Genomic DNA, 14,215 nt, shown 5'->3' on the forward strand with positions numbered 1-14,215 from the left:
TCCATCACGCCTCGTGCGCTAGAGAGGATGATATCATAACGTAGCGCCTTCGTCAGTAACACGGGGACGGTAGCTGTTATGCTGCCAATTGTGGTCAGTCTGGCCACATGTGCTAATATCAGTCCGAGGCGTTTGCTTATGCCGTTGGTTTTTGCCAGCAGCTTGGGCGGCACGCTTACCATGATCGGTACTCCTCCCAATCTAGTCATCAACGAAACGCTAAGCAAGGCGGGATTCGAGGAACTATCCTTTTTCTCGTTCACCGCGATCGGATTGGTCTGCTTGGTTATCGGTACCGGCCTTCCTCCCTCTTACGATAGTACCCGATATGTTCGCGTCATCGCTTTTATAACAATGATTTTAATTGTACTAACTTTATAGGCTCTCTGGTCGTAATTGCATCGACACCCATTTCGATAAACCTTAATATATCGTTTGTTGAATTAACCGTATATACCCATACGGCTAAATGATGTGTATGCGCTAAGTCTACTAGCTCCTTGCGGCATGTCCGATAATCCATATTTAAGCCGTAGGCGGAGCTACGAACGGCTTCATCGCACATTCTTTGGGCAAACGCTCCGTAATTGGCGATATCTCGTTCACTCAGCTCATCCGGCGTATTGAACACGATTCGGATCCGATTATATTTGCTTGCAATGCCGTGACTGCAGCCAGTAACGAAGACTTTCTTCTCTAAGCCGTACTCTACGACACATTGCATCGCAGGTTCGACTGTTTCTTCATTTTTGATATCTAAATTGAGTTGAATGTCATACTGTTTTACAACTTCGAGAATTTGCGCGAACTTCACAATATGTCTATTTTCATAGATAGGGCTTAATTGAATGCGATTTTCATATTGATTTAATTGTTTATAGGTATGCTGAAGCAGCAATGGAGAATGGTCGTGCAGGAGAACTACGGTGCCGTCCGCTGTCACTCTCAAATCAATTTCGACAAGATCGGCACTCGATTGCATGCCTTCAAGGAAAGACTCCATCGTATTGTCAGGAGCGGCTCCTCCTCCCGTATGTGCGCTAACCAAAGGATATTTTTGTGCCATGATTACTCTTTCACCTCTTATTTTTCTGCTTATCTATAGAGAACTCACTGTCTTAAGCTTAACGCCTGTGAAACAGTATATTCTGTCCAATTTATCTGAGTCACCTTTGCGCTTTATGCGGTTAAATATACAGTCTGGCTAAAGCTTCCCTGTAAATTTGCGGGTCCGGTTTAAGATGGGTTATATTTTCTTTTGTACGAATACAATCGAAATAATTAATTAGCCCGTACTTTTTAAATCCGACGGCCCAATCATAGTGAGCGCTTGTAGCTAGGCCAATTTCGAGCCCGAGCCGTCTACCTTCCTCCATCTTCTGACTACGTCGGCAATAGCCCCGTTTTCGCAATCATGTCGCGATGAATAACATCATGACGCTCTCAATCTCCTTATGATCAAGCACAACTCCGAGCGCCGCTTCCAGATATGCACAGGCGCGCTAACAAGAATCCGTCGCCGCTCACGCTTAAGCTGATTTGGAGCGCTCCACTACAAACTCCGCCAGCGTACGCGCGCCATAACCAGTAGCGCCGGCCGCTGCATACCCGTTGGTCGCCGACACTTCTTTCAATGCCGACATATCTATGTGCGCCCATTTCATAGACGGATGCACAAACTTCCGCAAAAACAATGCCGCTGTAATCGCTCCAGCCTCACCTACACGGCTGATATTACAAATATCCGCATAGTCGCTTTTTAGATAGCCTTCATATTCGTCCGCGAGCGGAAGCTCCCATACTTTTTCTCCTGTTACTTTGCTTAAGTTCCTTATGGTCGAAACAGTATGTTCATGTCCCAATATCCCCGCAAACTTTGATCCAAGCGCACTGGCACAGGAATACGTTAATGTTGCCATATCGATAACTTCCTTTGCCCCTAATTTATGGGCATGGATCAAAGCGTCCGCAAGCACCAACCGTCCTTCGGAATCCGTATTTCCGACTTGAACCGATACGCCGTTAGGAAACTGCAAGACATCTCCCGGCAGCAGCGCATTTCCATCCGGAATATTCTCGGCGGCGGCAATGATGGCGACCAAGTTCACCTTTACACCGCTGTTGCGAATGATGTCTACCGCACCGATTACGGCGGCTGCGCCGCCCATATCTATTCTCCTATCGCTAATATCGTTATCTCTCTTCAGGCTGATACCGCCCGTATCAAACGTGATCCCTTTCCCGACAAGGGCGATCAGTTCCTTGGAAGGATCGGTGCAGTAGCGAATTTCAATCATTACAGGAGGATTGGCGCTGCCTTGACCGACACCGACTAACCCGCACATTTGCTGCGCTGCCAATTGTTCGCCTTCATAACATTTCACTTGAACGTCGCTTCCTGCAAACCGTTCTATGACACGGTCAGCAAGTGTCCGTGGGCGCAAATGATTCGCCGGCTCATTACCCAGATTGCGCGCAAATTTAATGCCTGCGGCACGAACCTCCCCTTGCGATATTGCATCCTTCCACGAATATTGCTGATTGAGATCCAAGCAGACCGTTTGCACATGGCGAACCGTTTTCTCCGCTTTAAACTTATCGAAAACATAAGCTCCCAGCAGCCAGCCTTCTACCCAGGCGGTTACAGCTTGCTCCATATTGGCTATACCTTCGCAATCTTCCAAGGAAACCGCGACTATTGGCAGCTTGTGCTGCTCCACGGCTCTCACCGCATTACCGGCTGCTTCTCTTAAATGCTCAAGCTCGAATTTCTCTCGGCTCCCAAGACCTACAAACAACAGATGCTGCTCGCTCTGTCTTCCATAGAACCATGTTACAGCGCCTCGATCTCCCATATGGCCCAGCAATTGAATCGATTGAAAGGGAGCTTCTGCCGCTTCGTGAAAAACAGGATAAATAACAACTTGCGCCGCTTCTCCCTTGCTGATTTGGAACATCATTTCAACACCGTCCCATTTTCAAGCCGCAGCCATGTATGAAATTCGCGTTTTCCTTCAATTAACTGGATCACCCGCGCACCACGCTGCAATTTACCATAGCAGTTATAACCCGTTGTGCGGCCGTAGCAAAGGGATATGCCATGAAGTTCCCCGATGTAATCGTTATCATGATCATGTCCGACAAAAGTGGCCATAACGTCCCCCATCTCTACCATTCTGGCGTATAGCCCGGAATTCATTTTCGGAGCGCATACTCTTTCGAATTTTTTGCCGCTAATAACGCTCCCTGTATGCCAAACCGCATCATATTCCGGCAATGGGATATGGAAGAAGGTCAGGGCAGGAAGCGGAGACCGGTGTTGGGCCGTCATCTCTTTCGAGACGCCAGCATACCATTCCACCTGGTCTCCATGAATCCATTCATAACCGCCGATATGCTTCGGCGCTTCGCATCCGGAGTCCAGAAAATAAAGCAGAGCCTTTACTTCCCCGCCTCCCGCGCTTTGGATGGGAAGCATGTAATTGCCGACACCACTAAGATGCTCTGGTCCCGGTTCAGCCAAGCAAGTATCGCTCTCTAACATCACGTCCATTAATTGCTCGCGCGTGACTCCTTCTTCTGTATCATGATTGCCGAAGACAGCGGCCCAAGGAAGACCGGATTTGACAGCAGGGGAAATGGCAAGGCGAAAGCCTTGCTCAGGATCCTTCACACCGTGGCTCCAGCACAGATCTCCCGTATATACAATCAGATCGGGTCGCTCCTGTTCAATTAACCGTTCCATTAATGCGACGGTGTGTGCATCTTTGTCCCTGCCATCGACTCCATCGCCCATATGAACGTCGGTAAACTGCAATATTTTGAATGTTCCGTCTTCACGAAAAGTTAAAGTCTTAGACATAATTCTAATCCCCTCTCATTTTGGTAACGAAGCTTGAACCATAGCCAAGATCGCTACTTCAGTCAGCGCTACAGGGGGCAGGAAGTCCAACAAATATTTTTTCCACCAATATATATCCCGCTATGCAGAAACTTACGAGAAAGGCAAACGTGAGCCCATTGAAATCGACATATCGCGCTTTTGTAAGAAACATGCACCCTGTGTACCGTAATCGTCAACAGTAAAAAAGATACGCTACCCATGCCATAATTCCATCGCCAGAACAGGCAGTAAATCAAATAGCTTTATGGATGAACCAACAGTACGACTCAATTTGTCATATATTTCTCTCACTTACATCTCTAGTTGCAGTCGAACTCTACGCATATGCTCGCAAGGCTAGATGCGTCTACATCGAACGTAATATTTGATCCATTGATCGAAATCCCCACCCCGTCTGTTTTCTGCTCAACAATCGATACAAAATAGGCATTCTTCACCTTTTCGCTAAACTTCAACGAAACGGTTGTTTGTTCCCCTTCCGTTTCATAAAGCCGCACAATCCAGCGATTGGGCGCAGACCTCTCAGCCACTTTGATCGCCGCAAGCGATACCTGTCCACGCTCCAGCGTTACAAAGCTGTTGACAAGCGGCAAAATCCCTCTGCTCGGCCGCACGGAAACGGCTTCAAGCGGATGCTGGTAATGATACGATTCCTGCAACATCTGTTGCGTGCTGGTATAGTCGGTCAAGCATACGGCAAACTGGAAGTTGTGCATGCCGACTTCAGGATACGGATCAGGACTATGCGAACTGCGCAGCAACGTAATAGCCATCGCCTGGCCGTCGCTTCTAAAGCCATATTTCGAATCCGTCAGCAGCATAACCGATCTTTTTACGTCTCTTTGAGTCGGGATCGCAGCTACAAAACTGTTGCCCGGCACATCAAACTCCATACCTTCTCTATCGATTGTTCCAAAAGGAACATCATATTTAAAAAACTTGCAATCAACCTTTACAGGCATATAGAAGTTTAACTGCGGCGTATTCTGATCCTTCTTTCCAATCTCATGCCAATCACACTCTACCTTATAATTTAAGGCGCAGCTATCGCGATCCAAAGAAACGATGACCTTCAGTTTCGAGCTTCTAAAGGTCGTGCGGATCGTGATAGACTGGCGCAGAAAGCCTTCACCGATTTCACAGCTTTCAAGATTCCACTGAATCAATGGTTCCACATGGCGATATCTTCCGACAAGCCAAGCATTGCCTCCGCCGTTAAACGTATCTTCCTCAATGAATCGGAACACGCCCGCGGTATTTGCCGGGTCTATGTATTCACGATTGGTATGCTTGTCGATCAGGGAAGTGATCGTAAATCGCTGCGTATCAAACCGTGCGGTAAGATGAGCGTTCTCTAGTACGAACTCATATTTCTCGATTGGCGGCAAATTTTGTTCGGCTAAATAGAAATCATTGGCGGATAACCGTGTCATATCGCCGTCCTTCTCGGTCATGACGTACGTGCTGTATCCAATGGCAGGCACGTTCACCTTCAGCAGCACTCGTAAAAAGTAGTGGCCCCAATGCTCTATGAATCCTCTGTCTACATACTGAAAAGGAACGCTCTGTCCTTCACTGTCGTGGAACTGAATGCTGTCAACATGCCCGTTCCAATCCCAGATCACAATCTCCGCAAGTTCTTCGCGCGCACGGACGGAAGAGTTGAACAGATGGAATATGCGCGTCTTCCCCCGGCCGCGTTCGCTTGCACCCATCCGGAACAAATGCACGCCAACGCCTGGGCCGGCCCCTTCGGACATACTCTCGCGCACATCTTCATCGGCAACGATATAAGCCGACGTATCGATGTGCTCAGCAAGTTTGCGGATAGCGTAGCTTTTCTTGCTGCCGGCCGTCGCCATAATCTCCTGGAACGAAGCCATAGCATGTTCTCTTGTCTCCAATACGCAGGAGCCCGGCAAAATATCATGAAATTGATTAAAGCAGGTTTTCTTCCAGGCATCGCCCAATTCTTCTCCAAAATAGCGGGCCGACGTGAATAAAGAAGCAATGCTGCCGAACAGTTCCGCTTCGCCGAGCATATTTTCCGACATCCGGTTCGCAAGCTTGATTCTCGATTCCGAGCTGTAGCAGCCGGTAAATATAAAATTCAACTCCTCGCGAATTACCGGCAAGCTGTCCGCTATTCGCTCCGTTAAAGCAAAAAATTGCTGATAGGTTCCAAACTGAATGTTCGGGAAAATCGGCCATGTCTGCATATCCCGTATTCGTTCGATATCGCGACGCGTCGGTCCGCCGCCATGATCCCCGACCCCATACACTTTCAGCATCGTGGTCATGTTCGTTCGCGAGCAAAATTCAGGCACCGTAAGCGCCATTTCCGGCTCGATTCTGGAATCGTACCAATGCGGCTCCTTGTATGCGACGACAGATCGCCCTGACGGGGACTCCCATCTGAACAAATGATGGCCGTTGTCGTTATGGCCCCGGCAATAGTAGTAATACTTCACGCCGGAATGATTCAACGCTTCCGGAACGTTGATGCTATGTCCGAACGTATCGGGCTCGAAATCGATTTGCAGGCTGTCTGGATCGAGGCCGAACAGCTGCGAAAGATAGGTTTTGGCATACAACAATTGCCTTGCCATGCTCTCGCCGCTAGGCATGTTTTTATCCGCTTCGACCCAGGTTGAAGCCGTGACTTCCCACCGTCCCTCCTGGACCCGCGCCTTGATCTCCTCAAGCATCTCGGGATCGTATTGCTCCACGATGTGATAAGCGGCCGCTTGCGAATGGGAGAACAAATAGTCCGAATACTCCTCCAGCAGATCGAGCATCGTGCGGAACGTATTCAACGTGGCGGATACCGTCTCCGCCCAGCCCCATAGAAAGTTCATATCCAGATGAGCATGTGCAGCGCAATGAAGCGTATAGCTCTTGGCGGCCGGCCCGCATTCGGCCAGCATGCTCTCCGCCTGGAGCGCTGTCCTCTCTGTAATGGCGCCCTCGTTATCCACGCGAGCAAGCAGCCATTCGACAACCGGGAGAATGGCCCCATCCCACTTTCGGTCTTGTACATAGGATACTCGATTCATATACTCCAATTGGGATAGGATTCGTTTTCCCCAGTAGCCCGGCGGGGTTCTCATCGTCAAAGCCGTCAGCTTGCCATACAATTCGTTCGTATTCATCCGTTCCATTCTCCTAACGTATCGCGATAAGCTTCCAAATAATCGGCAACAAGATCTTTCGCCAGAGAATACGAATTGACAAGCGGATGAACCGATAGCGCTTTCACGGCCAGACTTCTCGACTTCTTCGCAACCGCTTCTACCGTCAGCCTTTCGAACAGCTTCACCGATTTCATCAACGCATGCATATCGTCCGGAATGCTGCCGATCTTCACCGGATGGGCTCCATCCTTCGCGATATAACAAGAAATTTCAACGACATCGTCATCCTCAAAGCCATTGATGCTTCCCTCGTTCGGGACGGACAGAACAATATTGTGTTGGCGGCCGGTCTGCAATGATTCCACGAAATCCAGCATCACTCCCGCATATCCGAGCGTTTCGGGAAGCATCAGCTGTTCGATCGGAAGCATTTCCTTGACCTCCGAATTCGTTTCCGCAGACATATAGGACGCTTCACGCTTTTGCGTGTAATAGAGATAAGTTTGAATCGCCAGTTGCGGGTCGCTGTCGATATCCATTTTTTTCAACTCATCAAGCATGGCCTTATTATTCAGCGCTATCATTTGTCCGCGCGTCATTGCCGCCTGTTGAATATTATCCAGCGATTTCTCGCGATGGTAGTAATAATACAAGTACTCATTCGGCAAATACGGTAGTTCCCGCAGCAAATCAGGATCGAACATTTTCAATTCCGCAACTGACTTCACGAAGGCCGGATCGTTTTTCAGTTCCGGCAGCAGATCTTTTCCCTCATACATCAGTTTGCTGATCCAGGAAAGATGGTTCAGGCCGAAAACTTCGGTTTGCAGCTTCTGTTCATCCAGGCCAACGGCTTCCGCAATGCGCAGCTTCGTATGACTGGGCGTATCACATATTCCGATGACACGGTCGTATCCGTAGCTTCTCAACGCTTGCGTGACAAGACCGGAAGGATTCGAGAAGTTGAAAATCCAGGCGTTCGGCGCAACCTCCTTCGCTAATTCGCAATACATCCGCAATACCGGAATCGTTCGCAACGCCATGGAGAAGCCGGCCGGTCCGGTCGTCTCTTGCCCAAGCAATCCCCGGTCGAGCGCAATCTTCTCATCGATATACCGCGATTGCTCCTTCCCGACGCGAATCGTCGTAACAATATAATCCGCTCCTTCCAACGCTGCCCGAGCATCCACAGTCGTATCGAGCCGAAGATCGATGCCGCTTTGTTCGATGACAATTCGGCATAGCTTCCCGATTATCGCCAACTGTTCCTCGTCGGTGTCATGCAGCACCAGTTGCGTGATTCCGGTCTGCTCCGCCTTTAATGTTAGACTTTTCGTAAACAATACGGCCCGAACGCCGCCTCCGCCAATTAGTGCTAATTTCATCGTAAGTCCTCCCGCCAAATGGATTACACCGTTGTTATCGAAGTTATGAATTGCTGCAGCGCGTAGATGTCCGGAATGCCCGTACTCCCTCCGTAATTCATGACGGAACAAGCGCCGCATGCATTTCCGTACAATAAGCATTCCTCTACAGGTCTGCCCGATAAGTATCCGAACATATATCCGGCATTAAAGGCGTCACCTGCGCCCGTCGTATCAATGGCGTCCACCTTAAAGCCCTCACTGTGGGTCGTCTTGCCGTCAATGCACGCGAGTGCCCCCCTGGAGCTCAATTTGATGACAAAATGAGAGGAGTGCTTCCTTAACCGCGCGATACTGTCCGCTTCACAAGAGCAACGAGTATAGTGCAGCGCTTCCGCTTCGTTCATGAAAAATATGTCAACCGTCCTCATCAATTCATATATTCCTTCATACCACTCGCCCGTATCATCCCAGCCGACATCGCATGACAATGTCACACCCATCGATTTCAGCCTGGCAATCATCCCCATATAATCGTCATGATTTCTGCGGCCGCGATATCCTGTTAAATGAACATGTCTTGCAAGCTCGACGCTTTTCAGATCAAGTTGCTGCAGATCGATTTCTTTGTTGGTGCCCATATACGTGATGAATGAGCGGTCTTTGTCCGAATTAAGCGCGATCGATATTCCCGTGTTATTCCGTTCGCTTATTTTTATATATTGTGTATCTACGCCATGCTTTTGGAACTCGTTCAAAATATACTGCCCGTCATCGTCTTTTCCCAATACGCCATTGAAAGCAAGCTTCAATCCTAACTTTGCCAGTGACAATGTGAACAGCGCCGCTCCTCCACCTACATGCACCTGCATCTGATCGGCAAATACTTCTTCCCCAGGCGCCGGCATCTCTGGACAGCCCACCACAACAAGATCGATATTCGCATCACCAATGACTACTGCATCATATTTTTTCAATAGCCTTCCCCTCATCTCTGCCTCTCAAAGGAATGTTGTCATATTCAATATGGTATCGTTACCATATTGAAATAAAAAAAATCACTTTATCTTTCTGGTACTATCCCGTACGACAAGCTCATGCTGTAAAATGATGTCTTGATTCAGAGCGGACGGTTCCGATATGAGACTCAGCAATGCCTTTACCGACTCTTTTCCCATCTGCTGGATCGGCTGCTGCATCGAGGTAAGCCGCGGGCGAATAATTTCCGTGAACGGGCTTCCGTCGAAGCCGATGATCGAGATATGCTCAGGCACTTGCAACTGATGGTCGCTAATGCAATTCATCGCTCCCAGCGCCATATCGTCGCTGACGGCAAAAACCGCCGTCGGCATCGGATCGCATTGCAGCAACTCCTCCATTATGGCGTATCCGCTCTGAAGCTTGTAGTCGCCGAATTTAATATATTCATACAAAATAGGAATCTCATAGGCGGCCAATGCATTGCGGTACGCAGCATATCGATTCTGACCGGAAGTAATGTCTCTCATGTCTCCGCCGATGAACCCAATCCGGCTATGTCCCAGAGAAACTAAATATTCCGTCGCTTCATAAGCCGCCTTGTAATCGTCGATAATAACGGAATGGAACTTGCGATTCACCGGTTTCACGCTTGAAAAAATAACAGGTATATTGGATCTGTCTAAAAAATGCTTAATTTCATTATTGATCTTCTCGTGCATAATAATGATGCCTTCTACGCGCATCTCCTGGAACACATTCAAATATTTCAATTCCTTATCTGTGTCTTCAATGATATTGCAGACAAGCAGATTGTATCCATTCTCGCTCGCCGCTTCTTCCACGCTGCTTAAAATGGTCGAATAGAAGCTGGAGGCGAGATCAGGCACAATAACCCCGATTAAGTTCGTTTTCTTGCGCACCAGACTTCTGGCAATATGATTCGGACTGTAATCGAGCTCTTCAATGGCTGCCAGCACTTTTTTCTTCAATTCATCCGTTACATATTTCTCATTGTTCAATACTCTCGATACGGTCGTAACCGACACGCCCGCTTTCCGGGCTACGTCTTTAATTCGCACTGCCATAGTCCATCGATTCCTTTACACAATACAATGTATTCATCCTGCTAGTAATAATCTACGAATAAAGGTTGGGAAAACGCTCCATAGCCCCCTTCGAGATATGCCGCTATTCGGACATAGCCTTCGTCTCCGCTGCATTGATACTGTACGCGGTTCAGACGGCCTGTTTCTTCATGTAACACTTGGCCTTCTTTTCCAATCAGCGTAACATACTTATACATCTGATTCAATCTCTCATTAGCGGGCAGATCAACGGTAATCAGCCCTTCGGCAGCATGGATGCCAGCGAAATCAAATCCGGTAGATACATAGAAGCTTCCCGCCCTGACGGCTTCCAAAATGCTCTCGTTCGTATTTCGCTCCGTAAGAACCATATTCCAGGCGCGCTTCTCTTGACCATACACATGAAAATCATCGTTGCCGAATCCCCATACGGTACGGCCCGCAGTCAGCAGTTGATCCCACTTGTCGAATGCCACGTCATACTCCGGGTTGCCGTCGCCGTTAACAATTTCTATGCCCGTATAGCCCGTTAAGCTCAACATATCTTCCAAACGCCAATATTGGGAAAAATAACGATTCGGATGCGCCAAAATACTAATTCCGTCATTGGAAATGCATGCATCGGATAAATGCTGATAGTTATCAATCGTGAACGTATGATGGTAGCCCTCCATAATCGAATGCGGCGGCTGGACAAGCAGCATATGCGCTTCGGGACTACTCACTTCCATCCCTTCGAATACCGTCGGAATACGCCGCTCTCCCTTATGAGCTGTAATGACATCGTGATCCGAGATGCCCAAATAATCATATTGTCCATACATTTGATAGACCACTTCAAGCGGCTGCGTGCCGCACTTGCTGTTGGTCGTATGATTGTGAAAGCTGCCTTTCAGCCATACTCCCTGCTTATCGTATGGATTTTTTATCGTTATCACAGTGAAAACCTCGCCTTCTCCCTTATTCTTTGACCGATCCGATCATAACACCTTCAGCAAAAAACTTCTGAATAAACGGATATACGCAAATAATCGGAGTTACGACAACGATAATAGTTGCCATCTTCAACGAATTGCCTGTAACCTGCATCTTCTCCAAAATCTCATACGACGTCGTGCCCGCGTTCTGCATCAATGCGGCACGAATCGCGTCTTGTCTCGTCAACATCTCTTGCAGAAGCGTCGATACCGGCCTCAGATTCGTTTTTTGCACATAGAATGCTCCGGTGAACCAATCATTCCAATGCCCTACCGCGTTGAACAGACTGATAACCGCAATAACCGGTTTGCTAAGCGGCATAATAATTCGGAGGAAGGTCGTAAAATCGTTGCAGCCGTCAAGCTTCGCCGACTCTTCCAGACTGACGCTGATTTGCGAGAAAAACGTTCTCATAATGATGATGTTCCAAGCGCTATACAGCCCGGGAATGACATAGACCCAGATCGTATTCACCAAATGAAGCTGCTTCAACAGCATATAGTACGGAATTACGCCACCGCTGAAGAGCATCGTAAAGAAGATCATTAACGTAAAAAATTTGACTCCCGGAAGTGTTTTGCTCTTCAATGTATAAGCGGCCATCGCTGTCAGGAACACGCTGAAGAACGTGCCCACAATCGTACGGAAAAGCGTAATGGCGTAAGCCCCTAAAATATTGGATGAATGGAACACTTCTTGATAATTCTCCAAGGTCCATACCCGAGGCCAGAAAAAAATGCCGCCTCTTTCCGCATCTTTCCCCGCATTGAACGACAGCGCTAATATATTGAGAAACGGAAGGATAATCGACAGGCATAACAATATGATGACAGTATAGATGACGATGCGGTATATTTTCTCGCCTGTAGAAATTTTATAGAAATCGTTCACAGTCGTTCCCCTTTCCTTTTGAAATGCAGCAGGAATACCCGTAGAGGCCCTCGTCCGCCGAGGGAACGCCTCTACGGATTCTGCTCCTTTCTGTCTACTGCGCAGGTCTTAACAAGATTGGCGTGCTCGGATCTTTGCCCTTTTGCTCCAACAGATGGATGTAGCCTTGCACATCCGCCGCCTCAAGCTGCTTGCTAACGGACTCCATAATCTTGGCCGCTTCAGTCATCGACTTCGAATAATACGCCCGGATTAAGCTCTCATTATAATTATCCAATGCCGTTTTCAATTGCGTACCTTTTTCATATTCGCCAAGGAAGGACAGCGGTCCATAGCCGTCTTCGACTTTCGCATTTTTATATTTCTCGTCCCAACCGAAATAGTCGGCGATTTTGTTAGGACCTTCATTTTCGGCAGGAAATGCGGCGTCTCCATATTCCACTTCGCCGAAGTCAGCTACCGGATCCAAATCCGTATTGCCGAGGTACTCGCCCCACGTATCGCCTGCGCCTTGGAAAGCAAGCTGCTGCGCTGCTTTCGGATCCTGCTTTTTCAGATCGATAACTTCCTGCTTCACGATCGGGTTGCCTTTCTCATCCAAATTGTAATCGCGGCCTTCTATCCCGTACTGCCATAACAGCTTGCCTTCGCGGCTTGCCAGGAAATCGGCGAACTTCACAATTTCCTCCGGGCGTTCCGTCGTAGCCGGGATCGCCCACATGTTGTACCCCGATTTGTAAGTCAGACTCATCTGATACGGGCCTTCCACGCTGTTCAAAGGACCGAGCGGCAAGTAATGCATATCTTTATTGAACTCCAAGTAGTTGTGCATGTCGGGAATAATGGCGAATGAGCCGTTCAGAGCCCCTTCTGTAGCGCGCGTCTCGTCCATCGTATAGTATTCTGGATGGAGCAAGCCTCCATTGAGCAATTTCTGAACGAACTCGATCCGCTTCATTGCATACTCCGTCTGACTCTCGTGCTTGATGGCGCCATCGCCGTCCGTAAAGAATCCTTCGTCTCCCCACCACAGATCGGAGTAGATGTAGCTGTTTTCATTGCCGCCCCAATAACGAGGCCCAATCGGATACACTTCATTGCCATTCGAATCTTTGAAGTTGCCGGCCTTAATCTTCTTCGCCAACTCATACAATTGTTCGGAGGTTGTAATGGACTTCGGATCGATTTGAAGCGCTTCCGCAATATCTTTGCGGATATGCGGCCCCCCTACCCATTTCCGGGTTTCCTGACCGCCCTCGCGGTTTATTCGCATATGAACGAAATAGGTTGAGCCATTGAATTCCGGACGAAACATGACACCGTTTTTCGTATCGACAGGCAGAAAACCGTCTTCCAAATATTTGCTGTATATTTTCATATCCTTTAAATAAGGCGTTAAATCCGTAAACATTCCTTCACGGGCCGCTTTGAGCAGAACCGGCATTTCCGGCCGTCCGCTATGATTCAAATAACTGACGATAACATCCGGCAAATCACCTGTAGCCAGTCCGGCCGTCAATCCTTCCAGGGAGCTGTTAGCCGGGGTATTCTCCCACTCAAGCGTAATTCCGGTCAGTTCTTTAATTTTTTTGGCTACTTCGTTGTCAATCTGATTGCCCGAAATATCATTCATGACTCCATTCATGAACAAACGCCCCTTAATGGTGCGATCCGCGATCCAGGTCGCCGGCTTCTCCCCCTTATCCGTACTCGTTGAATCACTGCCTTCCGCTGACTGGCTATCAGCCCCTCCCCCGCTGCAAGCGCTTAACAACATGACGATGGCAAGCATTAATGTCATCCACTTTCCCCATCTCCCTTTCATACCCACACCCCTTTTCTTTTAATTGGTTTATGAAAGACGTCTTTCGAAGCCGT

11 protein-coding genes and 1 pseudogene are annotated in these 14,215 nt (G+C 48.4%); 1 reads left to right on the top strand and 11 read right to left on the bottom strand.

Annotated features, from left to right (window positions below):
- Positions 1–45: 45 nt before the first annotated feature.
- Positions 46–381: pseudogene (locus tag LQV63_RS27470) on the top strand (SLC13 family permease); the annotation flags it as partial.
- On the opposite strand, the gene LQV63_RS27475 reads toward LQV63_RS27470, so the two are convergent.
- The 11 genes from LQV63_RS27475 to LQV63_RS27520 all read right to left on the bottom strand — a co-directional run bounded on the left by LQV63_RS27475 (position 347) and on the right by LQV63_RS27520 (position 14,162).
- The gene (locus LQV63_RS27475; protein ID WP_233699087.1) at positions 347–1,066 is read right to left on the bottom strand and encodes a glycerophosphodiester phosphodiesterase; all 720 of its coding nucleotides are present in this window, start codon (positions 1,064–1,066) and stop codon (positions 347–349) included. The pseudogene LQV63_RS27470 and the gene LQV63_RS27475 overlap by 35 nt on opposite strands.
- 121 nt (positions 1,067–1,187) lie before the next feature.
- Complete coding sequence (locus LQV63_RS32200) at positions 1,188–1,376, bottom strand: HAD hydrolase-like protein (RefSeq protein ID WP_407672974.1); 189 nt, start codon at positions 1,374–1,376, stop codon at positions 1,188–1,190.
- Between the two features lie 153 nt (positions 1,377–1,529).
- The gene (locus LQV63_RS27480; RefSeq protein WP_233699088.1) at positions 1,530–2,960 is read right to left on the bottom strand and encodes a leucyl aminopeptidase family protein; all 1,431 of its coding nucleotides are present in this window, start codon (positions 2,958–2,960) and stop codon (positions 1,530–1,532) included.
- Positions 2,957–3,862: a metallophosphoesterase family protein gene (locus tag LQV63_RS27485; protein WP_233699089.1), complete on the bottom strand. Its 906-nt coding sequence runs from the start codon at positions 3,860–3,862 to the stop codon at positions 2,957–2,959. The genes LQV63_RS27480 and LQV63_RS27485 overlap by 4 nt, the downstream gene beginning before the upstream one ends.
- 341 nt (positions 3,863–4,203) lie before the next feature.
- The gene (locus LQV63_RS27490; RefSeq protein WP_233699090.1) at positions 4,204–7,056 is read right to left on the bottom strand and encodes an alpha-mannosidase; all 2,853 of its coding nucleotides are present in this window, start codon (positions 7,054–7,056) and stop codon (positions 4,204–4,206) included.
- On the bottom strand, positions 7,053–8,423 hold the full coding sequence (locus tag LQV63_RS27495; protein WP_233699091.1) for a family 4 glycosyl hydrolase: 1,371 nt from the start codon (positions 8,421–8,423) through the stop codon (positions 7,053–7,055). Before LQV63_RS27495 ends, LQV63_RS27490 begins: the two co-directional genes overlap by 4 nt.
- A gap of 23 nt (positions 8,424–8,446) precedes the next feature.
- Positions 8,447–9,379: a carbohydrate kinase family protein gene (locus tag LQV63_RS27500; protein WP_233699092.1), complete on the bottom strand. Its 933-nt coding sequence runs from the start codon at positions 9,377–9,379 to the stop codon at positions 8,447–8,449.
- 81 nt (positions 9,380–9,460) lie between these two features.
- Complete coding sequence (locus LQV63_RS27505) at positions 9,461–10,468, bottom strand: LacI family DNA-binding transcriptional regulator (protein ID WP_233699093.1); 1,008 nt, start codon at positions 10,466–10,468, stop codon at positions 9,461–9,463.
- Positions 10,469–10,509: 41 nt separating this feature from the next.
- Positions 10,510–11,406: a CehA/McbA family metallohydrolase domain-containing protein gene (locus LQV63_RS27510; protein ID WP_233699094.1), complete on the bottom strand. Its 897-nt coding sequence runs from the start codon at positions 11,404–11,406 to the stop codon at positions 10,510–10,512.
- Between the two features lie 22 nt (positions 11,407–11,428).
- Positions 11,429–12,337, bottom strand: a complete 909-nt coding sequence (locus LQV63_RS27515) for a carbohydrate ABC transporter permease (RefSeq protein ID WP_233699095.1) — start codon at positions 12,335–12,337, stop codon at positions 11,429–11,431.
- Between the two features lie 94 nt (positions 12,338–12,431).
- Positions 12,432–14,162 carry an extracellular solute-binding protein gene (locus tag LQV63_RS27520; protein WP_233699096.1) on the bottom strand — a complete coding sequence of 577 codons (1,731 nt, stop codon included), beginning with the start codon at positions 14,160–14,162 and terminating at the stop codon, positions 12,432–12,434.
- Positions 14,163–14,215: the final 53 nt, after the last annotated feature.

The sequence above is a fragment of the Paenibacillus profundus genome, assembly GCF_021369635.1.
Taxonomy (GTDB): domain Bacteria; phylum Bacillota; class Bacilli; order Paenibacillales; family Paenibacillaceae; genus Paenibacillus_B; species Paenibacillus_B profundus.